The organism is Aggregatibacter segnis ATCC 33393 (assembly GCF_900476035.1).
In the GTDB taxonomy this organism is placed as follows: Bacteria; Pseudomonadota; Gammaproteobacteria; order Enterobacterales; family Pasteurellaceae; genus Aggregatibacter; species Aggregatibacter segnis.
Window position 1 is genome coordinate 1,034,159 of record NZ_LS483443.1, and the last position, 25,633, is coordinate 1,059,791.

General features: G+C 45.0%; 27 protein-coding genes. 8 read left to right on the forward strand and 19 right to left on the reverse strand.

What is annotated here, in order from left to right; all coding sequences use genetic code 11:
* Window positions 1-3: 3 nt before the first annotated feature.
* Window positions 4-222, reverse strand: coding sequence for a translation initiation factor IF-1 (gene infA, locus DQN58_RS05205; RefSeq protein WP_006717435.1), 219 nt, complete (start codon window positions 220-222; stop codon window positions 4-6).
* A gap of 217 nt (window positions 223-439) precedes the next feature.
* Between infA and pepB the strand changes: the two genes are divergently transcribed.
* Both pepB and ndk read left to right on the forward strand, forming a co-directional pair.
* Window positions 440-1,747, forward strand: a complete 1,308-nt coding sequence (pepB, locus tag DQN58_RS05210; protein ID WP_006717439.1) for an aminopeptidase PepB — start codon at window positions 440-442, stop codon at window positions 1,745-1,747.
* 11 nt (window positions 1,748-1,758) lie between these two features.
* Complete coding sequence (gene ndk / locus DQN58_RS05215; RefSeq protein WP_006717440.1) at window positions 1,759-2,184, forward strand: nucleoside-diphosphate kinase; 426 nt, start codon at window positions 1,759-1,761, stop codon at window positions 2,182-2,184.
* A 151-nt stretch (window positions 2,185-2,335) separates the two neighbouring features.
* On the opposite strand, the gene apbC is transcribed toward ndk, so the two are convergent.
* Window positions 2,336-3,448, reverse strand: coding sequence for an iron-sulfur cluster carrier protein ApbC (apbC, locus tag DQN58_RS05220; protein ID WP_032997790.1), 1,113 nt, complete (start codon window positions 3,446-3,448; stop codon window positions 2,336-2,338).
* Between the two features lie 171 nt (window positions 3,449-3,619).
* Here apbC and metG point away from each other — a divergent pair, with 171 nt between their 5' ends.
* Window positions 3,620-5,680, forward strand: a complete 2,061-nt coding sequence (metG, locus tag DQN58_RS05225; RefSeq protein WP_006717446.1) for a methionine--tRNA ligase — start codon at window positions 3,620-3,622, stop codon at window positions 5,678-5,680.
* Between the two features lie 131 nt (window positions 5,681-5,811).
* Here the strand turns inward: metG and iscX are convergent, their stop codons facing one another.
* From iscX to trmJ, 11 genes are all read right to left on the reverse strand, one after another.
* Window positions 5,812-6,006: a Fe-S cluster assembly protein IscX gene (gene iscX / locus DQN58_RS05230; RefSeq protein WP_006717448.1), complete on the reverse strand. Its 195-nt coding sequence runs from the start codon at window positions 6,004-6,006 to the stop codon at window positions 5,812-5,814.
* Window positions 6,006-6,347: an ISC system 2Fe-2S type ferredoxin gene (gene fdx / locus DQN58_RS05235; RefSeq protein ID WP_006717450.1), complete on the reverse strand. Its 342-nt coding sequence runs from the start codon at window positions 6,345-6,347 to the stop codon at window positions 6,006-6,008. Before fdx ends, iscX begins: the two co-directional genes overlap by 1 nt.
* A gap of 10 nt (window positions 6,348-6,357) precedes the next feature.
* Window positions 6,358-8,217, reverse strand: a complete 1,860-nt coding sequence (hscA, locus tag DQN58_RS05240) for a Fe-S protein assembly chaperone HscA (RefSeq protein ID WP_006717453.1) — start codon at window positions 8,215-8,217, stop codon at window positions 6,358-6,360.
* A 23-nt stretch (window positions 8,218-8,240) separates the two neighbouring features.
* Window positions 8,241-8,762, reverse strand: a complete 522-nt coding sequence (hscB, locus tag DQN58_RS05245) for a Fe-S protein assembly co-chaperone HscB (RefSeq protein WP_006717455.1) — start codon at window positions 8,760-8,762, stop codon at window positions 8,241-8,243.
* An 11-nt stretch (window positions 8,763-8,773) separates the two neighbouring features.
* Window positions 8,774-9,097 carry an iron-sulfur cluster assembly protein IscA gene (gene iscA, locus DQN58_RS05250; protein WP_032997792.1) on the reverse strand — a complete coding sequence of 108 codons (324 nt, stop codon included), beginning with the start codon at window positions 9,095-9,097 and terminating at the stop codon, window positions 8,774-8,776.
* 41 nt (window positions 9,098-9,138) lie between these two features.
* The gene (locus tag DQN58_RS05255) at window positions 9,139-9,585 is read right to left on the reverse strand and encodes a hypothetical protein (RefSeq protein WP_006717458.1); all 447 of its coding nucleotides are present in this window, start codon (window positions 9,583-9,585) and stop codon (window positions 9,139-9,141) included.
* 12 nt (window positions 9,586-9,597) lie between these two features.
* Window positions 9,598-10,053: a hypothetical protein gene (locus tag DQN58_RS05260; RefSeq protein ID WP_006717461.1), complete on the reverse strand. Its 456-nt coding sequence runs from the start codon at window positions 10,051-10,053 to the stop codon at window positions 9,598-9,600.
* Window positions 10,054-10,140: 87 nt separating this feature from the next.
* Entirely contained in the window at window positions 10,141-10,524 is a 384-nt protein-coding gene (gene iscU, locus DQN58_RS05265) for a Fe-S cluster assembly scaffold IscU (protein WP_006717462.1), read from the reverse strand.
* A gap of 56 nt (window positions 10,525-10,580) precedes the next feature.
* Window positions 10,581-11,795: an IscS subfamily cysteine desulfurase gene (locus DQN58_RS05270; protein WP_032997793.1), complete on the reverse strand. Its 1,215-nt coding sequence runs from the start codon at window positions 11,793-11,795 to the stop codon at window positions 10,581-10,583.
* Window positions 11,796-11,832: 37 nt separating this feature from the next.
* Complete coding sequence (gene iscR / locus DQN58_RS05275; RefSeq protein ID WP_006717467.1) at window positions 11,833-12,315, reverse strand: Fe-S cluster assembly transcriptional regulator IscR; 483 nt, start codon at window positions 12,313-12,315, stop codon at window positions 11,833-11,835.
* Between the two features lie 82 nt (window positions 12,316-12,397).
* Window positions 12,398-13,123, reverse strand: a complete 726-nt coding sequence (gene trmJ, locus DQN58_RS05280; RefSeq protein ID WP_032998095.1) for a tRNA (cytosine(32)/uridine(32)-2'-O)-methyltransferase TrmJ — start codon at window positions 13,121-13,123, stop codon at window positions 12,398-12,400.
* Window positions 13,124-13,276: 153 nt separating this feature from the next.
* Here trmJ and suhB point away from each other — a divergent pair, with 153 nt between their 5' ends.
* Window positions 13,277-14,077, forward strand: a complete 801-nt coding sequence (gene suhB / locus DQN58_RS05285; protein WP_006717470.1) for an inositol-1-monophosphatase — start codon at window positions 13,277-13,279, stop codon at window positions 14,075-14,077.
* A gap of 106 nt (window positions 14,078-14,183) precedes the next feature.
* Here the strand turns inward: suhB and yedE are convergent, their stop codons facing one another.
* The 5 genes from yedE to putP all read right to left on the reverse strand — a co-directional run bounded on the left by yedE (window position 14,184) and on the right by putP (window position 20,059).
* On the reverse strand, window positions 14,184-15,245 hold the full coding sequence (yedE, locus tag DQN58_RS05290; RefSeq protein ID WP_006717472.1) for a YedE family putative selenium transporter: 1,062 nt from the start codon (window positions 15,243-15,245) through the stop codon (window positions 14,184-14,186).
* A 179-nt stretch (window positions 15,246-15,424) separates the two neighbouring features.
* Complete coding sequence (locus tag DQN58_RS05295) at window positions 15,425-16,096, reverse strand: DUF484 domain-containing protein (RefSeq protein WP_006717475.1); 672 nt, start codon at window positions 16,094-16,096, stop codon at window positions 15,425-15,427.
* A 66-nt stretch (window positions 16,097-16,162) separates the two neighbouring features.
* Entirely contained in the window at window positions 16,163-17,461 is a 1,299-nt protein-coding gene (gene purA, locus DQN58_RS05300) for an adenylosuccinate synthase (RefSeq protein ID WP_006717478.1), read from the reverse strand.
* 88 nt (window positions 17,462-17,549) lie between these two features.
* Complete coding sequence (gene cmoB / locus DQN58_RS05305; RefSeq protein WP_006717479.1) at window positions 17,550-18,515, reverse strand: tRNA 5-methoxyuridine(34)/uridine 5-oxyacetic acid(34) synthase CmoB; 966 nt, start codon at window positions 18,513-18,515, stop codon at window positions 17,550-17,552.
* Window positions 18,516-18,538: 23 nt separating this feature from the next.
* A complete protein-coding gene (gene putP, locus DQN58_RS05310) occupies window positions 18,539-20,059 on the reverse strand; it encodes a sodium/proline symporter PutP (protein WP_006717481.1) in 1,521 nt (506 codons plus the stop codon).
* 138 nt (window positions 20,060-20,197) lie between these two features.
* Here putP and rng point away from each other — a divergent pair, with 138 nt between their 5' ends.
* The 3 genes from rng (at window position 20,198) to modD (ending at window position 23,533) form a co-directional block, all read left to right on the forward strand.
* Window positions 20,198-21,673 (forward strand): ribonuclease G, encoded by a 1,476-nt coding sequence (gene rng, locus DQN58_RS05315; RefSeq protein ID WP_006717483.1) that lies wholly within the window; start codon window positions 20,198-20,200, stop codon window positions 21,671-21,673.
* 43 nt (window positions 21,674-21,716) lie between these two features.
* Entirely contained in the window at window positions 21,717-22,415 is a 699-nt protein-coding gene (locus tag DQN58_RS05320) for an SIR2 family NAD-dependent protein deacylase (RefSeq protein ID WP_032997795.1), read from the forward strand.
* A gap of 269 nt (window positions 22,416-22,684) precedes the next feature.
* Complete coding sequence (modD, locus tag DQN58_RS05325) at window positions 22,685-23,533, forward strand: ModD protein (protein ID WP_006717487.1); 849 nt, start codon at window positions 22,685-22,687, stop codon at window positions 23,531-23,533.
* 65 nt (window positions 23,534-23,598) lie between these two features.
* On the opposite strand, the gene DQN58_RS05330 is transcribed toward modD, so the two are convergent.
* Window positions 23,599-23,934, reverse strand: coding sequence for a hypothetical protein (locus tag DQN58_RS05330; protein ID WP_006717489.1), 336 nt, complete (start codon window positions 23,932-23,934; stop codon window positions 23,599-23,601).
* 210 nt (window positions 23,935-24,144) lie between these two features.
* Between DQN58_RS05330 and tldD the strand changes: the two genes are divergently transcribed.
* Window positions 24,145-25,593 carry a metalloprotease TldD gene (tldD, locus tag DQN58_RS05335; protein WP_006717490.1) on the forward strand — a complete coding sequence of 483 codons (1,449 nt, stop codon included), beginning with the start codon at window positions 24,145-24,147 and terminating at the stop codon, window positions 25,591-25,593.
* The last annotated feature ends 40 nt before the right edge of the window (window positions 25,594-25,633 follow it).

Consider the following 25,633-nt stretch of genomic DNA (forward strand, 5'->3'; position numbering starts at 1 on the left):
AAATTAACGGCTACGGAATACGATGCGGCCTTTGCTTAAATCGTATGGTGTCATTTCTACGGTCACTTTGTCGCCGGTTAAAATACGAATGTAGTTTTTACGCATTTTGCCGGAAATGTGTGCAATTACCACGTGGCCGTTTTCCAATTCAACGCGAAACATAGTGTTTGGCAAGGTTTCTAAGATGGTGCCTTGCATTTCAATGGAATCTTCTTTTGCCATTTGATCCTCTAAAATAATTAATCATTTTTTCCGCCGCCTACTTTTGGCGGAATCTCATACAAAAAGTCGGTGCGGATTATACCGTTTTTGTTGGTGGCAAGAAAGTTTTTTAACGCAGATGCCCGTAGGAAGCGCTTTTTTATTGGATTCATGATGAGAAAACCCAATAAAACTGATATATTACAAGCCGTTATTCTCAATATTTAAAGGAGAAAGTATGTCTATGCAGGTTTTACTTTCAAACCAACCGGCTTCGGCGGTTTGGGGTGAAAAGGCACTCATCAGTTTTAATGAAGATAAAGCGACCCTTCATTTAACTGATTTTTCCGATCGCACTTCCATACAAAAAGCGGCACGCAAGTTACAAAATCAAGGCATTTCTGATGTTGCACTAAGCGGAGAAGGGTGGCGGTTGGAAAATTGTTGGGCGTTTTATCAAGGTTTTTACAATGCGAAAAAACAGTTTAAATTACAGTTTCCGGCATTATCTGCGGAGCAACAACAAGAACTGAATCACCGTATTCAATGTGGCGATTTCGTGCGTGAAATCATTAATCTGCCGGCAGCCATTTTAACGCCGGAAGAGCTTGCCCAACGCGCTGCGAAGTTTATCGGGCAAATGGTAGAACAAGCCGCTAAACAAAGTGCGGTCAGTTTTTCCATCGTTTCTCGAGAAGCATTGCTAGAACGTGGTTACCACGGTTTGTGGCAGGTGGGGAAAGGCTCGCAAAATCTGCCGGCCATGTTGCAGTTGGATTTCAACCCGACCGGCAATCCGGACGCGCCGGTGTTGGCCTGTTTGGTGGGTAAAGGTATTACGTTTGACAGTGGCGGTTACAGTATTAAACCGAGCGATGGCATGAGCACCATGCGCACTGATATGGGGGGCGCCGCGTTATTGACAGGGGCGTTAGGCTTGGCGATTTTGCGTGGTTTAAATCAACGGGTGAAATTATTCCTTTGCTGTGCAGAAAACTTGGTGAGTAGCCGCGCCTTCAAATTGGGCGACATTATCCAATATCGTAACGGTGTCAGCGTAGAAATTCTGAATACCGATGCCGAAGGCCGCTTGGTATTGGCAGATGGTTTAATTGATGCAGATGCCCAACAACCTCAATTTATCGTGGATTGCGCTACGTTAACCGGTGCGGCAAAAGTGGCGGTAGGCAATGATTATCACAGTGTGCTATCCATGGATGATCAGTTGGTCTCTGATTTATTCCGTGCTGCCGAGCAAGAACAAGAGCCATTTTGGCGTTTGCCGTTTGCCGAGTTGCATCGTGGGCAAATTAAAACGGCGTTCGCTGACATTGCCAATACCGGCACGGTTCCTGTGGGTGCAGGTGCTAGCACGGCAACCGCGTTTTTATCTTATTTCGTGAAAAATTATCAACAGCATTGGTTACACATTGATTGTTCTGCCACGTATCGCAAAGCCCCAAGCGATTTATGGGCGACCGGCGCGACCGGTATCGGTGTGCAAACCCTTGCCAATTTATTATTAGCTAAAGCAAAACAACAGTAAGAGGATGTGAAATGAGCTTACAACGAACCTTATCTATTATTAAACCGGATGCCGTAAAGCGTCATTTAATCGGCGCGATTTTGGCACGCTTTGAGCAACAAGGCTTCAAAGTGATTGCCGCTAAGATGGTACACTTCACCCAAGAGCAAGCGGAAGGTTTTTATGCAGAACACCAAGGCAAACCTTTTTTTGCGCCTTTGGTGGAATACATGATTTCTGCACCGGTATTCGTGAGTGTGTTAGAAAAAGAAAACGCGGTGCAAGACTACCGCACTTTAATCGGTACAACGAATCCTGAAACGGCGGCAGAAGGCACGATTCGTCGTGATTTTGCATTAAGTCAACGGGAAAACTCGGTGCATGGTTCCGATAGCCCGGAAAGTGCGGCACGGGAGATTGCTTATTTCTTCGTTGATGATGAGATTTGCGATTATTAAGATTGCGATTTAAACAAAAAGCCATTTTGTCAAAACAAAGTGGCTTTTTTATTACGATAAGAAAAAAGTGCGGTGGATTTTTCGGATGTTTTAAAACATCTTGGAAATCCACCGCACTTCTATTTTATACAAGATAATTTAAGTAACGCCGTTACTTCACTTCGCGGAACATAATTTCGCTCGGAATCACAGAACCTTGCCAGTAAAGTTCGGTCGCAACTTTTTCCGCTAATTTCAAGAAACCTTGCGCAATTTCGCTGTCTGGCGCGGCAATTACGGTTGGTTCGCCGCGATCCAAATCTTGACGAAGGCGGATGTGTAACGGTTGTTGTCCCAATACTTTGATATTGTATTTATCCGCAATGCGTTCTGCACCACCGGCACCGAAAATCGCTTCTTGGTGACCGCAGTTGCTGCAAATGTGCATGGACATGTTTTCCACAATACCTAATACAGGCACGGAAACACGCTCAAACATGGAAATCCCTTTTACTGCATCCAATAGGGCGATGTCTTGTGGTGTTGTGACAACCACAGCACCTGTCACCGGAATTTGTTGGGACAGGGTAAGTTGAATGTCACCGGTGCCCGGAGGCATGTCGATCACAAGATAATCTAAGTCAGGCCATAGGGTTTCTTGTAATAGTTGGCTTAATGCGCTACTTGCCATCGGACCGCGCCAAATGGTGGCGTTGTCTTCGTCCATTAAGAAACCGATGGAGTTAGCATACAAACCGTGCGCTTCTATCGGGGTGATATGTTGGTTATCCGGTGATGTCGGGCGTTGATGTGGTGCACCAAGCATGTGCGGAATGGAAGGGCCGTAAATATCCGCATCTAAAATCCCTACGCGGGCGCCTTGTTGGTGTAATGCAATGGCAAGGTTCACAGAAACGGTAGATTTACCCACACCGCCTTTACCGGAGCTCACCGCAATAATATTTTTAACGCCTTTCACCGCAGGATGGTTGTTGGCGCGTTTAAGAGTAGCAATTTGATAGCTAAGCTGCCATTTGACATTTTCCACTTCTGCTGCGTCTTTTAATGGTGCGGTTAACGCGTCTTTTAATTCGGCAAACGCGGTGTTCCAGGCAAAAGGCATGGATAATTCCACGCGTAGAGTATTTCCGCCTTTTTCGACTTTTTTCAATGTATTAAGAGAAATGAGATCTTTTTGCAGAGTAGCATGTTGAAAGTTTTTGAATAACTGAACAATCTGTTCCTTTTGTTGTTCCGTTAAATTTTCAGAAAATAACGTCGCCATAATGCTTCCTTTTTTAGTGTAGTAAATTCGTTGGTTATATTTAATCATGACCGCCTTTATCTGTTAAGTTAAAAATGCCTAAATCATGATTAAACTAGAAAAAATACCCTCAATAAGGTAACATAAGCGCCAATTTTTTTCCGTTTTTTAAGTATTTTAAAGGTCAATATTATGTCGAATTCCAAGCGTAAAATTTTAGTTACTTGTGCCTTGCCGTATGCCAACGGTCCGATTCATTTAGGCCACATGTTGGAGCATATTCAAGCGGATATTTGGGTACGTTTTCAACGGATGCGCGGAAACGAAATCCATTTTGTGTGCGCCGATGACGCACATGGTACGCCGATTATGCTAAAAGCGGACCAAATGGGCATTACGCCGGAGCAACTCATTGACGATGTACGCCACAAACATATGGCGGATTTTGCCGGTTTTAACATCAGCTTTGATAACTACCATTCCACCCATAGCGAAGAAAATCGCGAGTTTTCAGAATTTATTTACAACCGTTTAAAAGAAAACGGTTTTATTAAAAGTCGCACTATTTCCCAACTCTATGATCCGGAAAAAGGGATGTTCTTACCTGATCGTTTTGTGAAAGGCACTTGCCCGAAATGTAAATCGCCGGATCAATATGGCGACAACTGCGAAGTGTGCGCGGCTACTTATAGCCCGACGGAACTCATTAACCCGCGTTCTGTGGTGTCAGGCGCAACGCCGGTCATGAAAGATTCCGAGCATTTCTTCTTTGATTTGCCAAGTTTTGAAGCCATGTTGAAAAACTGGTTGGGTTCCGGATCTTTGCAATCAGAAGTGGTGAATAAAATGCAGGAATGGTTTGAAGCAGGTCTTCAACAATGGGATATTTCCCGCGACGCGCCATATTTTGGTTTCCAAATTCCGAATGCAGAAGGCAAATATTTCTACGTTTGGCTGGATGCGCCTATCGGTTACATGGCGTCTTTCAAAAATCTGTGTAAACGTGAAACCAGTATTGATTTCGACAGTTTCTGGTGTAAAGACAGTGATGCAGAGCTTTATCATTTCATCGGCAAAGACATCATGTATTTCCACAGCTTGTTCTGGCCTGCTATGTTAGAAGGTGCAGGTTTCCGTAAACCGAGCAATATTTTTGTGCACGGCTATGTGACGGTGAATGGCGAGAAAATGTCAAAATCCCGCGGTACATTCATTCAAGCGGCAACCTATTTGAAACACTTGGATCCGGAATGTTTGCGTTATTACTACGCGGCGAAATTAAGTAATCGCATTGATGATTTGGATTTGAACTTAGAAGATTTCGTTCAGCGCGTGAATACGGATTTGGTGAATAAACTGGTGAATTTGGCTTCCCGTAACGCTGGTTTTATCCAAAAACGTTTTGACGGCAAGTTGGCGGCAGCATTAGATGATCAGGCTTTATTTAGTGAATTTATTGCACAATCTGAGCAAATCGCCACGTATTACGAAAATCGCGAATTCGGCAAAGCCATTCGTGAAATCATGGCATTAACCGATAAAGCCAACAAATATATTGACGATAAAGCCCCTTGGGTAATTGCGAAAGAAGAGGGCAAAGACGCGGAGTTGCAAGCGGTATGTTCCATGGGGATTCAATTATTCCGCGTGCTTATGGGCTATTTGAAACCGGTGTTACCAAAACTGGCAGAACGTGCGGAGGCTTTTTTACAAGCGGAATTAACCTGGGCAAATTTAGCGCAGCCTTTATTAAGTCATCAAATTGCACCGTTTAAAGCCTTGTTCTCCCGTTTAGATGGTAAGCAAATTGAAACGATGATTGAGGCGTCTAAAGCGGAAAACGCGCAAGCGAACGCTACGCCTGTTGCGAAAAGTGCGGTCAAAAATACAAATGAATCTGTGGGATCTATCGAGCCAATTGCAGAGGCTATCACGATTGATGATTTTGCTAAGTTAGATATGCGAGTGGCGAAAGTATTGAAATGCGAAGCCGTGCCGGAATCCAATAAATTATTGCGCTTTGAACTGGATTTGGGCGATCACAAACGCCAAGTTTTTTCCGGTATTAAGGCGGCTTACGATAAGCCGGAAGAGCTGGAAGGTCGCTTTGTGATTATGGTGGCAAACCTTGCACCACGCAAAATGAAATTCGGTGTGTCTGAAGGCATGATTTTAAGTGCGGGCACCGGCGGCGCGGATTTATTCCTGTTGTCTGCTGATGCAGGCGTGAAAGCGGGAATGCAGGTGAAGTAAGCATCATTCCACATTGTAGGGACAGACTTTATGTCTGTCCGACAATCTGATGATACGAATAGGACAGGCATAAGCCTGTCCCCACGGTTAAAGTTTGCGTTCAAAGTGCGGTTGTTTTTCTGAGAGAATTTCTACTCGTACTCTTCCAACCACTTCAGCAAAATCGCTTCTAAGATTGTTTCGTTTGATTTTTGCGGATCATCGTCAAAACCGTCTAGCTCACAAATCCAGCGGTGCAAATCGGTAAAACGAACGGTTTTGGGATCCAGATCCGGATTGTTGTCATACAACGCTTCGGCAATGCGTTGGGCGTCCGTCCATTTCATTAGTGCGCCGCCTCATTTGCGTGGTTAATATTGTATTTAGGAATTTCAACGACTAAGTCTTCATCACCAATAATACATTGGCAAGACAGTCGGCTTTCCATTTCTAAGCCCCAGGCTTTATCTAACATATCTTCTTCTTGATCGCTTGGTTCATTTAAAGAATCGCCTCCTTCACGCACTACCACATGGCATGTGGTGCAAGCGCAAGAGCCATCGCACGCGTGGTGAATTTCTACGCCAGCGTTGTGGGCCACTTCAAGCAAATTGTCGCCGGCGGCGGCATCAACTACCATGCCTTCCGGGCAAAATTCTTCATTGGGTAAAAAAATCACTTTTGGCATTTTAACATCCTTACTTTCCTACAATATCTTCAACGGAGTGCCCTGCCAAAGCCGTGCGAATGGATTTGTCCATACGCCGTGCGGCAAATTCCTGCGTTGCGAAATCTAACGCTTTGATTCCTTGCTTGATGGCAAGGGAATCGTCCAGCTGCTTTAATTGTTCCAACGAAATAATCGCATTTTTGACCGCACTTAGTTCGTCGTCATCTAATAAATCGTAATCTTGCGCGAGTGCCGAGCGCACGCTTTCCAGCACGCGTTCTGCTTCTACCCGCTGTTCCGCCAATAAGCGCGCCTGAATGTCTTCTTTGGCGTTTTCCATGGAGGCTTTTAACATATTGGCGATTTCATCGTCGGTTAAACCGTAAGACGGTTTCACTTGAATGGAGGATTGCACGCCGGTGGTTTTTTCCATGGCGATGACGCTTAATAAACCGTCCGCGTCCACTTGATAGGTCACGCGAATGTGCGCCGCGCCGGCGGCCATCGGCGGAATGCCGCGTAGCGTGAAGCGGGCAAGAGAGCGGCAATCGTTAACCAATTCCCGTTCGCCTTGTACGATATGCACCGACATTGCGGTTTGTCCGTCTTTGAACGTAGTGAATTCTTGCGCACGCGCGACAGGAATGGTGGTGTTGCGCGGAATGATTTTTTCCACTAAACCGCCCATAGTTTCGATGCCAAGGGAAAGCGGAATAACGTCCAATAACAATAGCTCGGAATCCGGTTTGTTGCCGGCGAGAATATCGGCTTGAATCGCCGCGCCAAGGGCGACCACTTTATCAGGATCGATAGAGGTCAGTGGTTGTTTTTGGAAAAATTCACCTACTTGTTCGCGCACATAAGGCACTCGGGTAGATCCACCCACCATCACCACTTCACGCACATCTTCCGCTTCTACGCCGGCATCTTTTAAAGCGCGGCGACAAGCAAGCAAAGAACGTTTAACCAACGGTTGAATCAGTTCGTTAAATTGTTCTCGGGTGATACTGCCAAGCCAGTTACCGTAATGAATTTGAACTTCCATTGAATTTGAAAGTTCTTGTTTGAGGCGATTGGCTAATTCGATCAGTTCACGATATTGGCTGTCATTTTCCGGTTTTACTGCAGATTGTTCGATAATCCAATCGGCTAAGACCAAATCAAAATCATCACCACCTAGCGCCGTGTCGCCGCCGGTTGCCAACACTTCGAACACACCACGGGAGAGGCGCAAAATGGAAATGTCAAAGGTGCCGCCGCCTAAATCATACACGGCAATCACGCCTTCTTGTCCGCTATCCAAGCCGTATGCAATGGCGGCTGCAGTCGGTTCGTTTAATAAACGCAGAACATTAAGTCCAGCTAATTTTGCGGCGTCTTTGGTACTTTGGCGTTGTGCATCATCAAAATAGGCAGGTACGGTGATCACTGCACCGACAAGGTTTCCGCCTAAGCGTTGCTCACCAAGTGCGGTCAATTTTTTCAGGATTTCTGCGGAAATTTCAATCGGACTACGTACACCTTGACGTGTTGTTAATAAAGGTAAACCGTTTTCACTGGCGACAAATTGATAAGGCAGATTCGGATAACGTTGTTGAATATCCGCAAGGCTGCGACCGATTAAACGTTTGACGGAAATCACTGTGTTTTGCGGATCTTGCGTGGCAAGTTCGGCAGCTTCATAACCGACAATCACGTTGTCATCTTTGCCAAAATGCACAACAGAGGGCAATAACGGACGATTTTGTTCGTCCAATAAAACATCACTGTGGCCGTTGCGTACGGTGGCAATCAGGGAGTTTGTGGTGCCGAGATCGATGCCCACGGCAAGTTTTTGTTGATGGGGTGCGGCACTTTGTCCCGGCTCTGCAATTTGAAGTAACGCCATGTTGTTTCTCGATATACTTTACATTAAAAATCTAAAAGAGTCTCTTCAACTCGCTCAATTTCTGCTTGAAGTTTTTTGATAAAACGTAATTTGTCTGTGATTGCCCGTGCGATGTCCCATTGTTGCGCATCAAGTGCGGTGGATAATTCGTCTAAAATTGCGCGGCGGGTGCGTTCGATGTCTTTAGTGAACGCCGTCAGTTCGTCGCTGTCTTTGTTATTTTCGATATTTTCTAAGGTTTCGCGCCATTCCATTTGCTGCATCAGAAAACTGATGTCTTTACTGCTTTTTTCTTCTACGTTTTCCACCTCGCCGGTGTGAATAGCAATAATGCTGTCGGCGCGGCTAATCGGATCTTTTAAGGTGCGTAAGGCATCGTTGATTTCCGCCGATTTTTGAATCGCCAAGCGCTGTTCTTGCGCAGACGCGGCGGAAAAATTATCCGGGTGCAGGGATTTTTGTAAGGCCAAATAACGCGTCGCCAATAAATCCTGATCCAGTTGAAAAGACACGGGTAAATCAAATAAAGCAAATGGATTGTTCATACCTTTCTCGATTAAACGTTAAAACTCTCACCGCAACCGCATTCGTCTTTGACGTTCGGATTGGTGAATTTGAACCCTTCGTTTAAGCCTTCTTTGGCAAAATCCAGCTGGGTGCCGTCTAAATAAACTAGACTTTTGGTGTCCACGATGACTTTCACGCCGTATTGTTCAAACACGTGATCGTCTGCATTTAACGCGTCCACAAATTCAAGCATATAAGACAATCCGGAACAGCCGGAGGTTTTAATGCCCAAACGAAGCCCGATCCCTTTCCCACGTTTTGCTAAAAATGTTCTCACGCGATCTGCCGCGCTTTCGGTTAATGTGACTGACATAATCATTCCTCTGATTTTGCTAAATAAACGTACAGTCGTTTTTACTGATCAAATAACTTGAATCCTACGAGACCAACGATAAAAGATAAATAAGTCAATAATACGCTACAAATTGCCGCACGAAGCCAAGATTTTTGCATAAATTGCGGCTTAAAGAGCGCCGGAAAAATAGACACGAAACCAGCGGCAAGACTCCATATAAGATAAATTACCCACATCGCCGCCCCGCCTTTAGGATCGCCGCTGGTGATTGATAAATAAGCGAAAAGCGCAAACAGCGAAGTAATTGCCAACGCCGAACCGGTGACTGCTGCTGCGCGTACCCGCGTATAGAAAATCGTCGCGGCAAACAAACAGCCCCAATAATAAGCTAAATTTAACAGGGTCAATTCGTCAAAAAACGTCGGTGTAATATAGGCGGTATATATCACCGGCACCAAAACACCGACGAGTATTGCCGCGATAGCCAATTTCTTTTCTGTGGTCATGTGTTTCCTCGGTTAAAGTGCGGTTAATTTTAGAATTAATATCGCCAGTACAACGCTTAAATAAGTATATCCCGCGGACGCAATTAACGCGCTTAACCAAGAGCGGGTAAATAATTTAGGCTTTTTTCGTGCAGGGTAGAGGGAGAGCAATCCCGCAAACACACTCCACGCGAAATAAAGCGTCCAAAATATCGTATCGCTTTTCGGATCGCCGCTCATGCCTAAATCAACCAGCAGAAAAAGGCTCATGGTGGCCAACTGGGCGCCGATAAACGCGGCGGGGCGAAGGCGGCTATAAAGCACGGTCGGCAGAAACAGGGTGATCCAATAAAAAAGTGTGCCGCCGCTAATGAAATCGGCTTTGCCGAACGTGTATCTGAGATATGAACCGTAAAAATGTTCATAAGCTAGCGGAAATAAGATGCCGATACACAACACGGCAAGGGCAATTTTCTTTTCAGTCGTCATTTTTATGTTGTTATAAAGTACAAAGTGCGGTGACTTTTTTACCCGTTTTTAAAAACGCGCCAAAAAACGACCGCACTTTTTTGCCGATTAAGACCCTTTTTTCGCTTTGTAGTCGGCGATGGCGGCTTTGATGGCGTCTTCTGCTAAAATGGAGCAGTGCACTTTTACCGGCGGTAATTCAAGTTCTTCCGCGATTTGGCTGTTTTTAATGGCGCCCGCTTCTTCCAAGGATTTGCCTTTTACCCACTCGGTGATGAGGGAGCTGGAGGCGATTGCCGAGCCGCAGCCGTAGGTTTTGAATTTGGCGTCTTCAATAATGCCGTCATCATTTACGCGGATTTGTAATTGCATTACGTCGCCACATGCCGGTGCGCCCACCATGCCGGTGCCGACCGCGCTGTCTTTTTTGTCCATAGAACCCACGTTACGCGGGTTTTCGTAATGATCGATCACTTTTTCGCTATATGCCATTTTTTATTCCTTCCTAAAATATTGTTTTTATTGGGCGGTTTGCTCCGCCCGTTAAATTAGTGGGCTGACCACTCAATGGTGTTTAAGTCGATGCCTTCTTTGAACATGTCCCAAAGCGGAGATAATGCGCGTAATTTTTCCACCGCACCTTTCATTAAGCTGATGGTGTAGTCGATTTCTTCTTCGGTGGTGAAACGGCCTAAAGTGAAACGAATCGAGCTGTGTGCCAATTCATCATTGCGGCCTAACGCACGTAACACATAAGACGGTTCAAGGCTCGCAGACGTACAAGCGGATCCTGAGGATACCGCAATGTCGCGTAATGCCATCATTAAAGACTCACCTTCTACATAATTGAAACTGATGTTGAGGTTGTTGGCGACACGGTGTTCCATGGAGCCGTTAACGTAGGTTTCTTCGATATCTTTTAAACCGTTGTATAAACGATCGCGAAGGGCTTTAATGCGTGGAATTTCTGTTGCCATTTCTTCTTTTGCGATGCGATAAGCTTCACCCATACCAACGATTTGGTGGACAGGTAATGTACCGGAACGCATACCGCGCTCATGACCACCACCGTGAATAATCGCTTCTAAGCGAATACGTGGTTTGCGGCGAACGTACAATGCACCGATGCCTTTTGGTCCGTATAATTTGTGGCTGGACATGGACATTAAATCGACCGGTAATTCAGCAAGATTGATCTCCACTTTGCCCACACTTTGGGTGGCGTCTACGTGGAAAATGGTTTTGTTTGCACGGCATAATTCGCCAATCGCTTGAATGTCTTGAATCACACCGATTTCATTGTTCACGTGCATAATAGAGACGACGATAGTATCAGGGCGAAGTGCCGCTTTGAATTTTTCTAAATCCACTAAACCATCGGATTCCGGTTCTAAATAAGTAACTTCAAAACCTTCGCGTTCTAGTTGACGGCAAGTATCCAACACCGCTTTGTGCTCAGTTTTGCAAGTGATAATGTGCTTGCCTTTGGTTTGATAAAAATGTGCCGCACCTTTGATCGCCAGATTGTCTGATTCTGTTGCGCCGGAAGTGAAAACAATTTCACGGGAATCGGCACCGATGAGATCGGCAATTTGATTACGCGCAATATCAACCGCTTCTTCGGCTTGCCAGCCGAATTTGTGGGAACGAGATGCCGGGTTGCCGAAAACGCCATCGATGGTTAAGTATTCCATCATTTTTTTCGCGACGCGTTCGTCCACCGGGCAAGTTGCCGCATAATCTAAATAAATAGGTAATTTCATCATTCACTCCTAAATAGTTTTATTTTAAACCGCACTTTTAGCTATGTTGTGCGTTATTCGTTTTTATTACGAGAAGATTTTCTAAATCTTGATGTTTGTACTGGGATGGCTTCTTTTGTTTGTGTTGAGAGACCAATTCAGCCAATGTGATTTCATTTAAGAAATCTGCAATACGTTGACTCAGCTTGTCCCATAAGGTATGCGTTAAGCATTCCTGTCCGTTTTGGCAATTGCCTTTCCCTAAACATTTCGTGGTATCAATATTTTCATTTACCGCAGCAATGATCATACCGATGGAAATGTCTTCCGGCATGTGACCTAATTTATAGCCGCCACCCGGTCCGCGCACACTTTTGACTAAATTATTGCGGCGTAGTTTTGCAAACAGCTGTTCCAAATAAGAAAGGGAAATGTGTTGTCGCTCGGAAATATCGGACAAACTTACGGGACCATTATCGGCATGAATAGCAATATCTAAGATTGCGGTGACTGCATAACGACCTTTCGAGGTTAATTTCATCTTTTATGTTCCTAAATAAAAAAATAATCAATTAAGCGAAGAAATCTTACATTGTTGACTCTTACAGTCAACTATTATTCTTTTACGATTTAAGTTTTTTTTCAACCGCACTTAACATGCCGAGCAAAATATGAAGTTCTGTTTTTTCGACTTCAGCACGGCTATATAAGCGTCGGAGTTTTTGCATGACACCTTGATTTTGAATAAAGCCAAGGGATTGATAAAGCTGCTCGGTACGCGTAAAAAAATAGTCCAACTCTTGCATTTGCGGATATACGTCAGGCTGCGTTTGTGTCATTTTCTGATTTTCTTCGCGCTGTGTTGCCAAGTAAGCCATGCGTATTTCGTAACTGATTAATTGTACCGCCATGGCTAAATTTAACGAGGCATAATCCGGATTTGCAGGAATCGTCACATGATAGTGGCATTTGAGCAATTCTTCATTGGTTAAACCGACACGCTCACGTCCAAATACAATCGCTACTTTTCCACTTATCGCATGATTAATGGCTTTTTCCCCACATTCGCGTGGCTCAATGAGCGAGTTTTGCAAATGACGCAATCTTGCACTAGTGCCAATTACTAACGAGCAATCGGCAACGGCTTCGGAAAAGTTTTCTACAACGACCGCACTTTTCACCACATCTTCTGCGCCGGCAGCAAGGGCAATGGCTTGATCATCCACGCCTTGTTTTGGCGCCACTAACACTAAATCTGTTAATCCCATTGTTTTCATTGCTCGTGCGGTGGAACCGATGTTGCCACTGTGCGAGGTTTCAATTAAAACAATTCGAATATTTTCCAACATGATCATTTTTATCTTATTCAATAGCGGGGCGTATTCTACCATAAATACCCCTTGTATTTAGTCAACAATTCTAAAAATTTTTCTGATAGCTATTTTCTTTTAAATCTCTTATAATCGCGCACCTAAATTGTTCTTTAAAATCCGGTGGAATTTATGAATCCTATGTTAAATATCGCGATTCGTGCAGCACGAAAAGCGGGCAATATTATTGCAAAAAACTACGAACGTCGTGACGACATCGTCACCATGGAAAAAAGCAAAAATGACTATGTAACCAACGTAGATAAAGCGTCAGAAGAAGCGATTATCGAAGTCATTAAAAAATCTTACCCCGACCACACCATCATCACCGAAGAAAGCGGTGCATTAGAAGGCAGTGATAACGATGTTCAATGGGTGATTGATCCACTGGATGGCACCACAAACTTTGTAAAAGGTTTGCCTCATTTCTCCGTTTCTATTGCTATTCGTGTTAAAGGCCGCACCGAAGTGGCCGTGGTTTATGATCCTATCCGTAACGAATTATTTACTGCAGTGCGTGGCGAAGGCGCAAAATTAAACGAACAGCGTTTACGTGTTGAAAACAAACGCGATTTATCCGGTGCTGTACTTGCTACCGGTTTCCCATTCAAACAACCGAAATACATGCCAATGCAATTCAATATGATGCAAAGCTTGATTGAAGAGGCGGCTGATTTCCGCCGCACCGGTTCTGCTGCGTTGGATCTTTGCTATGTGGCATCCGGTCGTTTAGACGGGTATTTTGAATACGGCATCAAAGCTTGGGATGTGGCGGCAGGCGATTTAATCGTTCGTGAAGCAGGCGGTATCGTGACAGACTACAATGCTGGTCATAGTTACTTAAAAGCCGGCCATATTGTTGCCGCAGCACCACGCGTGCTAAAAGAAATGTTGAATAAAATTCAGCCTTGCTTAGCCGAAGATTTAAAATAAGACGAAAATCGACCGCACTTTTGTATTGAGTTTTCAATGTTGTCGAATTTCAGAAACACAAAACGCCCGTTTATTACGGGCGTTTTTTTATCTCGCTATGGAGGATTTAGGCTTTTGATTTATTGGTTACGCCAATGTAAACACAGGCGGCAAAGCCAAGTACTAAAACGTGCGGCGTATAAGCTGTAACACCGTTAGGTGAAGCTGCTAAACCGAAGTTATGTGCCGCAGCCGCACCTAATAGCATACCTAATACAAATAATGCCGCGTCATTGTTTCCTTCTCCGATATTCACCAATTGTTTACCCGGGCAACCGCCACCAAGGGAGAAACACAATCCGCATAATGCCATGGCAAAGAAGTTCCAGATATATTGATTATGTGCGATAGGTTGCTGTTCAAATCCTACATGGAATTGTCCGAGCAAGCTGTTGGTGATCGCAGCGAACACAACCAAGGCGATAACACCGTTCAAAAGCTGTGTGTCGCGGAACAATACGAAGTTACGGAATGCGCCAATTGTGCAGAAACGGGATTTTTGCATTAATACACCAAGCAATGCGCCGCCGGCAAGCGACATCCAAACGGCAGGGTGTTGTGCGCCCGGGCCTTTTTCTGAAAAGTAAATAGCCAGATTTTCGCCAAATTTAAATTGAGTTAAAAGCAAGATGAGTAAGGCCAAGGTAAATAGCACGCCAATGAGCCCTGACGATTTGCTTTGTTCACTTGATTTTCCTAAGGAAAAACCGCGATTCGCAAAGAAAATACCGCCTAATATCCCGGCGAATAAACCAACGATTCCCGCAATGGCAGTGAGATCGCCACCGCCTAGGCGCAAATAAGCACGCCATGGACAGCCTAAGAAAATCAGTGCACCGATCATGGCAAAGAACCCAAGGATAATGCGAGCCAACGGCGCAGAGCCACCGCGTGGTCGGAATTCCTTAGAAAAATAGGCACTGGCAAGCGCACCTAAAACTAAGCCGATAAGTTCGGGACGAATATATTGTAGCGGAGCGGCGCGATGGAGCCCTAATGCACCGGCGGTATCTCGTAAGAAACACGCCGCACAGAAACCCATATTGCCGGGATTGCCATTGTAGGTTAGAAGTGGAGCAACGATACCAAGTGCAGCACCTGCAACCACAGGCCAAGTGAAAATTTTCATAATGAGACCTTTGTGATATCTGAAGTTAAATTGAATTGTGTGTTTTTAATGATTAAAAACACACACATTGTAGAAAAGTCGCCAATATAAAGAAACCGGCTTTTTATCAGATCGTGAGCTGGATCAAGGATTTGCAAAAACAAGGCGAAAATGCACCGCACTTTCTAGTCTAAATGGATTCACAGCCAACGGGTTAAATGCAATTCCACAATATCCACGATGTGTTTTAAGAATGTAGTGTCTTGCCCATTATGGAAACGGGCAGTATCTCGGGAGGTGAATAATAAAAGTGCGGTCGGTTTGTGGCTTGTTTTTGCGCCAAGCAGACAAATTGCCACGGAGCCAATGGGAAATTCTTCCGGCAGAAACATCAGGTGTTTTTCTTTGTTGCTTAAATCGCCCAAGTAAAATTGGCGCAAGCCGAGACGTTCCAAGCGAATCAGTTCAAACGCCTTGCGATCAATCCAATATTGTTCGGGAATGGATTCATTTGTTTGCCATGCATCTCGAAACAGCAATATTTTTGCACCGTCCAGTTCATAGGATTGCGCCCACTGTTTCAATTTTTCTTCGCCCTGTTGGAAATCTTCCGCTTGAAACAATTTCTTTTGTAAGGGCATAAGCGCATAGAAAATGTCCGCCTCTTGATAGGCAAGCTGATGAAATTTTTCTAAGAACGCTGTAAGTGTTTTGATTTGTTGGCGTTGCTGTTCTAGCTGTGCTTCTACTAAAGATAGCGTGCCTTTTTGCGGATGAACCACGGACAGTTTGGCAAGCAAATCAGGATGAGTGGTGAAAAAATTAGGGTATTCGGTTAGGTATTCGACGACGTTTTTTTCCTGTTCATTCATAAAAAACTCTCCAAAAAAGAACCGCACTTTGATGGCTCAAAAGTGCGGTCATTTTTCTATGCGTTTTTACGCAGCAAACGGATCTTGTAAAATCATCGTTTGTACACGATCCGGTCCGGTTGATAGGATAGAAACCGGTACGCCGGTGACTTCTTCGATACGTTTGATGTAATTACGGCAAGTTTGCGGTAATTGATTCACATCGGTTACGCCGAAGGTATTTTCTTTCCAACCCGGCATAGTTTCATAAATCGGCTCAACACCTTCCCAGTCTTTCGCGGCAAGTGGTGCGTATTCTACAATATCGCCGTTTGGCATTTTGTAGCCCACGCAGATTTTCACTTCATCGAAACCGTCTAACACGTCTAATTTCGTCATGCAGAAACCGGAAATAGAGTTTAATTGAATTGCGCGACGAATGGCGACCGCGTCGAACCAACCGCAACGACGTGGACGACCGGTGACCGCACCAAATTCGTTCCCTTTACGGGCAATTTCTGCACCGACTTCATCGAATAATTCCGTGGTGAACGGGCCGCCACCCACGCGGGTGCAATAGGCTTTGATGATACCTAACACATAATCTAAATTGCGCGGGCCGAAACCGGAACCGGTAGCAACGCCACCGGCAGTGGTGTTGGAGCTGGTCACATACGGATAGGTACCGTGGTCAATATCCAACATGGTGCCTTGTGCGCCTTCGAATAAAATGTTGTCGCCATTTTTGCGCGCGGTATCTAAAATGGTGGTAATGTCAGCGACCATACCGGTGATAATATCGGCAACAGCGAACACGTCATCTAAGGTTTTTTGATAATCAACCGGTTCAACTTTGTAGTAGTTCACTAATTGGAAGTTGTAGTAATCAAGAATATTTTTGAGTTTTTCGGCGAAGGCTTCGCGATTAAATAAATCGCCTACACGTAAACCGCGACGAGCCACTTTGTCTTCATAAGCCGGGCCGATACCACGACCGGTGGTACCGATGGCTTTTTTGCCAAGTGCCGCTTCACGAGCGTGGTCCATCGCAACGTGGTAAGGTAGAATTAATGGGCAAGCTTCAGAGATTAATAAACGGTCACGGACATTGACGCCACGGCTTTCTAATTCTCCCATTTCTTGCATGAGGGCAGACGGGGAAAGTACAACGCCATTACCGATTAAACAGGTGACGTTATCGCGCAGGATGCCTGATGGAATTAAACGTAAAACGGTTTTCTCACCGTTGATGATTAAGGTGTGACCGGCATTATGACCGCCCTGATAACGAACCACATATTTGACGCGGTCGGTGAGCAAATCAACGATTTTTCCTTTTCCTTCATCGCCCCATTGCGCGCCGAGAACAACAACACTTTTACCCATAATTTTCCGCCTTTTTTAAGCTAGTTTATAAAAATCAACGGTTGCTTACTTTACTCTTTTTAACCTTTGATCTCAATGAGATTTATGACTATTTATTGGCTAAAATGACCGCTCTTTTCGGGGCAGGATAGCCTTCGATGGTTTTGCTGTGATCTGCCGGATCGAGAAAATCAATTAAGGATTCATTTTCTAACCAATCGGTTTTGCGCTGTTCCTCTAATGAGGTGACGGCGACATCCACACAACGCACATTTTTAAAGCCGGTTTTTTGTAGCCAATGAATCAGTGCGGCAACGGACGGAATAAAATATACATTTTTCATTTTGGCGTAGCGATCCATCGGCACCAACACAGTGTTTTCATCGCCGTCCACTACTAAGGTTTCGAGCACCAATTCACCGCCGTTCACCAATTGGGCGCGCAGTTGGGAAAGATGATCTAGGGGCGATTTGCGGTGATATAACACCCCCATAGAAAACACCGTATCAAACGCCGCAAGCGGTTGCATTTGCTCAATACCGAGCGGAATCAAATTGGCACGACGATCGTCATTTAATAATTTGCGTACCGCTTCAAATTGACATAAGAACAATTCCGTCGGGTCGATGCCCACCACCATTTTTGCGCCTTCGCCCACCATGCGCCACATGTGATAGCCACTGCCGCAACCCACATCTAAAATCGTGCGATCTTGCAACGGCGCTAAATGCGGTAGCACGCGATCCCATTTGAAATCGGAGCGCCATTCGCAATCCACATGAATGCCAAGCAAATGATAAGGCCCTTTGCGCCATGGCATGAGTTGTTTTAAATGGTGAATAATGCGCTGGCGTTCGCCATCGGAAAGCGCAGAATCGCACTCAGATTTGACCGCACTTTTTAGATCAATACGGGATGCCGACAAGTGCGGTAGGAATTCTACGACTTTTGCCCATTTGGCATATTCCCCGTGGGTTTGCTGTTGCCATTGTTTCATTTGTAATGGCAAGGTTTCCAACCAAGGGGAAAGATGGGTCGTAGCAATTTGTTGATAAAAAGGGCGAAAATCGATCATATCGTTATCTCGGTGAATTAAGGTTACAGCGCATCATGATACGCTTTTTGGGCTTTTTCAAAGGTGTCGGTAATGGCCTCGTCGGGTTTCGCGGACAAGAGAGACACAATAATAATGGCGATGGCAGCGAACATAAAGCCGGGAATCATTTCATACACTTGCGCCCATTCGCTTTCTTGCGGTAAACATTCTTTCCAAGCAAACACGGTTATTGCGCCGGTGAGCATGCCTGCCATGGCACCGGAGGACGTCATGCGTTTCCAAAATAATGAAAGTAAAACTACCGGACCAAAGGCACTGCCAAACCCAGCCCAAGCAAATTCCACGAGTTTCAACACCTTACTGTTTTGGTCTTGTGCAATCCAAATGGCAATGGCGGCAATCACCAACACCATGGCGCGACCCAGCCAAACTAATTCTTTTTCTGATGCCTTCGGGCGGATAAAGCCTTTGTAAAAGTCTTCCGTAATGGCACTGGAAGAAATTAACAACTGGCAACTTAGGGTACTCATCACCGCGGCAAGAATCGCGGAAAGCAAAATACCGGCAATCCACGGATTAAATAATAATCGGGATAATTCAATAAAAACTTGCTCAGGTTCATGGTTTACCAAAGCCGCAGAAGCGGTGTTTGCATTTGCATAGAAATACGCCATACCAAAGAAACCGATGGCAACGGCACCTACTAAGCAAAGCACCATCCATGTCATGCTGATTTTGCGAGCTTTATTGAGGGAACGCACGGAGTCTGCCGCCATGAAACGAGCGAGAATATGCGGTTGTCCGAAATAACCTAAGCCCCACGCCGCAAGGCTTAACAAGCCCATAATGGTGGTACCGCGGAATAAGTCGGTGAATTCTTTTTGTGCGCTCATTTCGGCTTGTTGCACGACGTTTTGTAAGTCGTCAATACCGCCGATAGAAATCACCACAAAGACAGGGGTAAGCAATAAGGCGAAAATCATTAGCGTGGCTTGAATGGTGTCTGTCCAGCTCACCGCAAGGAAACCGCCAATAAAGGTGTAGGCGATAGTCGCCAGTGCGCCATACCAAAGTGCGGTGGAATAATCGATTGAAAAGAGGTTTTGGAATAATTTTGCACCGGCAACCACGCCCGAAGCGCAATAAATGGTGAAGAACACCAAAATAATGGAGGCGGAAACGATTTTTAACGCATTGTGACGCGTACCAAAACGATGATGAAAATATTCAGGCAGGGTTAATGCGTTCTGATTAAATTCGGTGTAAACCCGTAAACGTCCAGCAACGAAGAGCCAGTTTAAATAGGCTCCCAAGGTTAAACCAATTGCAATCCAGCCTTCGACCAAACCGGATAAATACACGGCACCCGGCAACCCCATTAACAACCAACCGGACATATCCGAGGCACCGGCAGACATCGCTGTGACGAAACTGCCTAAGCGACGCCCACCCAAAATGTAATCGGATAAATCCTTGGTGTAATAATAGGCGGCAACCCCAATGCCAATCATGCCGAAAATATAAATAGTAAATGTAACAATTGTCGGATCTAAACCAAACATCCTATCAACCCTAAAAATAGTTCTTATATTCAAAAAAAAGGGGAGCATTTTACCTTATTTGCCCCTGTTATTCTATTTTCCTTTTCGTTAGACTAATTGGCAAAATCAATAACAACGACATTTTGGATAAGATATTTTATGGATTCTGTTGAATTATTGGTCAATGTGACACCAAGCGAAACGCGTATTGCCTTAGTGGAAACCGGTTTGCTCAAAGAAGTGCATATTGAACGCCAAGGCAAACGCGGTATTGTGGGAAATATTTATAAAGGCCGCGTCACCCGTGTATTACCGGGAATGCAATCGGCATTTGTGGACATCGGGCTGGAAAAAGCCGCTTTCTTACACGCGTCAGATATTGTATCGCACACCGAATGTGTGGAAGAAAGTGAACAAAAGCAATTTGTGGTGAAAGACATTTCCCAACTGGTACATGAAGGGCAGGATATTGTGGTGCAAGTGGTAAAAGATCCGCTTGGCACGAAAGGTGCGCGACTCACCACCGATATTACCTTGCCTTCCCGTTATTTAGTATTCATGCCGGAAAACAGCCATGTGGGCGTGTCACAACGCATTGAAAGCGAGGAAGAACGTAATCGCTTGAAAGAACTCACCTTACCTTTGTGTGATGAATTGGGCGGTTTTATTATCCGTACTGCGGCCGAAGGGGCGACTGAACTGGATTTACAACAAGATGCCGAGTTTTTAAAACGCTTGTGGCGAAAAGTGTTAGAGCGCCGTGCGAAATACCCGACCCGCTCCATGCTTTACGGCGAATTGGCGCTGACCCAGCGTATTCTGCGCGATTTTATCGGCGGTAAATTGGATCGCATTCACATTGACTCCCGACTTTGTTTCAATGAAGTGAAACAATTCACCGAAGAATTTATCCCAAATCTCACGGATAAATTGATTTTATACACGGGAAATCAACCGCTCTTTGATGTGTACAGTGTGGAAAAGGGGATTCACCATGCGTTAGATAGACGAGTGAATCTCAAATCCGGTGGCTATTTGATTATTGAGCAAACAGAAGCCATGACCACGATCGACATTAATACCGGTGCATTCGTGGGGCATCGTAATTTGGAAGAAACCATTTTCAACACCAATATTGAAGCCACCAAAACCATCGCGCAACAACTTCAACTGCGCAATCTCGGCGGCATGATTATCATTGATTTCATCGATATGCAAAGTGAAGAACACCGTAATCGTGTGTTGGAGTCCTTGCAAGATGCCTTATCGCGTGATCCGGTGAAAACAAACGTTAATGGCTTTACACAATTAGGTTTGGTGGAAATGACACGCAAGCGTACTAGGGAAAGTTTGGAACATGTATTGTGTTGCGAATGCCCAACCTGCCAAGGTCGCGGACGAGTGAAAACAGTGGAAACCGTGTGCTATGAAATCATGCGCGAAATTATCCGCGTGCATCATTTATTTGCCAGCGAACAATTTGTGGTTTATGCCTCCCACGCTGTTGCCGACTATTTAATCAACGAAGAATCTCACGGTTTGTTGGCTGAGTTGGAAGTCTTTATTGGTAAACAAATCCAAGTAAAAACCGAACCGTTTTACACCCAAGAGCAGTTTGATGTGGTGGTGATGTAAAAGTATCAGTAGTATTAGGATGAATACATTACAGGGGAATAAGATGAAACCTCTTTGTGTCGTATTAAGCGGCGCAGGCATTAGCGCTGAAAGCGGTATTCCGACATATCGCGCGGTGGATGGCTTATGGGCAGGGCATAAAATCGAAGAAGTTTGTACACCGGAAGCCCTGCAACGCAACCGTAAAAAAGTGTTGGATTTTTATAATGAACGCCGCCGTAATTGTGCTGTAGCCCAACCTAACGCAGCACATAAGGCCTTGGTAGAATTGGAGCGAGGCTACAACGTGCAAATCATTACGCAAAACGTAGATGATCTGCACGAACGCGCCGGTAGTGCTAATGTGTTGCACCTGCACGGCGAATTAAACAAAGTGCGCAGCAGTTTTGACCCCGGTTACATCGTGCCTTGCTTTGGTGAACAATCCGTGGCTGATAAAGACCCTAATGGACACCCCATGCGCCCCCATATCGTCTTTTTCGGCGAAAACGTCCCCATGTTAGAACCGGCAATTGACTTTGTTTCGAAAGCGGACGTTGTTTTGGTTATTGGCACCTCATTACAGGTGTACCCCGCCAACGGCTTGGTCAACGAAGCGCCGAAAAATGCCCCAATTTACCTCATCGACCCTAATCCAAATACGGGCTTTATCCCACGCTCGGTGGAAACAGTAAAAATGAAAGCCGGTGAAGGCGTACCGAAAGTAGTGGCGGAGTTATTAGGAAAAGTAAAAAACATTTAGAAAAACGATCGCACTTTTCCTGGAAAATAAGAATGTATTTCTATTCCATCTGTGTAGATGATGAGCCACGTGCAGTTACCTTTGCAAAAGTCTATTGATATGTTTCTAGATTTGCTGGTGGCGTTGCCGTCATTGGTGATTGACTTGAATTTGTTTGTTGTTTAACTCGCAAAGTCTATTGAGCCAATTGATTCTGAATGTTAATTAGCAGATTTTTGGTCGAAAGGCAGCTTCGATTGCATTTAGGACAATTTATTTAAGGAGAACACATGATTTATTTTTCAGATAAAGAATTAGACGATTTTTTATTGGAGGATATTTATCGTGGCGATTTGACGACGCGTGCGCTCGGTTTGGACAATGTGCCGGCGAGAATTTTATTTAAACGCAAAAATGCCGGTATTGTGGCGGGAATTAGCGTGGCAGAAAAATTGCTAGGAAAATTGGATATTGAACCGCAGGTTTATGTGCAGGAAGGCGAAGCCGTTGACGCCGGCACGGTGCTGTTAAGTGCGGTGGCTTCCGGCGATAAATTACATCAGGCATGGAAAGTGGTTCAGTTGGTGTTGGAGTGGTCTTGTGGCGTGGCGCAATACACGGCGGATATGATCGCTAATGCCAAAGCCATCAATCCCCATGCGGTGGTCGCCTGCACCCGTAAAAGCATTCCGAATACCCGAAAGTTAGCGACCAATGCGGTGTTGGCGGCGGGCGGGCATATTCATCGGCAAGGTATTAGTGAAACGCTGCTGGTGTTTACCAATCATCGCAACTTGCTTGCGGAACCCGATAATTGGACAGCAATCGTGGAACGTTTAAGACGGGAAGCTCCGGAAAATAAAATTACCTTGGAAGCGGATAATTTCAGTCAATTTGAACAAATGTTGGATGCCGAACCGGATATTATTCAGTTGGATAAGTGGTCGGTGGATAACGTGAAGCGGGCATCGTCTTTGGTGGCGGCAAGCGGTAAAAAAATCATTCTGTCTGTTGCCGGTGGTGTGAATAAAAATAATGTTGCTGATTATGCTAAGTTAGGCATTCATTTATTTATCACCTCTGCGCCTTATTATGCCCCGCCGGAAGATATTAAAGTGGTGATTGAACGGCAACCTTAAAAACACCGCAAAAAACGACCGCACTTTTCGATTAAAAGTCTCATTCTGTATTCACGATGTGGCGGTTAAATGCAACCGCCACAACTGCCACAACGCCAGTCTTCCGGATTCACCGCTTGATAAAACGCCCGCATGTAGTCTTCTTCCAAGGGAATGTCGTATTGAATAAATAAATCTGACAGCCAATCCATATTGGCTAAAATCCAGTCGCTTTCATCTAAGCCTTCTAAATAAAGCTCATCTTCGGGATCAATAAAATTATAGATATTTCTGGTACCCATATCTTTATCACGGCGTTCAGCGGGGAGGACGAGAGGAATGTCGTTATAGTGAATATCCCAATGTCCTAAGCAGAGCGTATGCCCTTTTGCCGTCCATTCGGCTTTAAATGGATTTTGCATAATTTGTTACTTAATTGGAAAAATAAGGGGTTCAGTATAATCCCCTATAAAAAATGAGCCATACTACAAAGAAGGTAATCCGGCTGTTCTGGTGAAAAACAGATCTACACCAATCATATCAAAAAGTGATTAGCCTTTCCCCGAGAGCGCGAATTCGCTATAATTTGCGCATTTTTTATCAATCTATTTTTCGATGTAAGTAAATATTTCATGTTAAAACAAGTTACCGAGTCTTTATTAACTCAAAGTCATTTGGTTTTATCCGATTTATCCAACGTATTTGATACGTTAGCGCAACGCAACGTGGATTATGGCGATTTATATTTTCAGCTAAGTCAGGATGAAAACTGGGTATTGGAAGACGGGATTATTAAAGAAGGCGGATTTCATATTGATCGCGGCGTGGGCGTGCGTGCGGTAAGCGGTGAGAAAACCGGTTTTGCCTATTCTGACCAAATTAATTTAGCCAATTTGCAACAATGCGCACAGGCAGTGCGTGGTATTGCGCAACCTTCTCAGTGTAATTTTATTCTGCCGGTGAGATTTAATCCGGTGGACGCACCGTTGCGTTATCAGCCAATTAATCCGCTATACAGTTTAAGCCAAGAGCAAAAAATTGAATTATTGCGCTTAGTGGACAAAACTGCCCGCGCGGAAGACCCGCGAGTGGTGCAGGTGAATGCCGGCTTGAGCATGGTGTATGAAGAAATGTTGGTGGCAGCCACTGACGGCACTTTGGCGGCAGATATTCGCCCACTCATTCGTTTATCGGTTTCCGTGTTGGTAGAACAAGACGGTAAGCGTGAGCGTGGCAGTGCGGGCGCAGGCGGTCGTTTCGGTTTGGAATGGTTCTTTGAAAGCTATCAAGGCGAACAAAGAGCGGTCTATTTTGCGAAAGAATCGGTGCGTCAAGCATTGGTGAATTTAGGCGCGGTGGCGGCACCGGCAGGATTGATGCCGGTGGTGTTGGGCGCAGGTTGGCCTGGCGTGTTATTACACGAAGCAGTAGGGCACGGCTTGGAAGGCGATTTTAATCGTAAAGAAAGCTCCTTATTTACCGGTAAAATCGGTGAATTAGTCACATCGCCTTTATGCACGATCGTGGATGACGGCACTTTAATGGATCGCCGAGGCTCGGTCAGCGTGGATGACGAGGGCGTGCCAGGTCAATATAACATATTGATTAAAGACGGTATTTTGCAGAAATACATGCAAGATAAAATGAATGCCCGTTTGATGGGCGTGCAACCGACAGGCAATGGACGTCGTGAATCCTATGCCCATTTGCCAATGCCACGCATGACCAATACTTATATGCTGGCGGGTAAAGATAAATTTGAGGATTTGGTGGCGTCCGTAGAACACGGCATTTTTGCACCGCACTTTGGTGGCGGCCAAGTGGATATTACCTCCGGCAAATTCGTGTTTTCTACTTCAGAGGCTTATTTGATCGAAAAAGGTAAAATCACCAAGCCGGTGAAGGGCGCAACGTTAATCGGCAGCGGTATTGAAGTGATGCAAAATGTGTCCATGGTTGCTGATGAAGTGGCATTGGATCATGGTGTCGGTACTTGCGGTAAAGAAGGACAAAGCGTGCCGGTGGGCGTAGGGCAACCGGCATTGAAAATCGATCAAATTACAGTAGGCGGAACGAATTAATGATAATGGTAAATAACAGCGTCAATTTTAAAGTTAATCA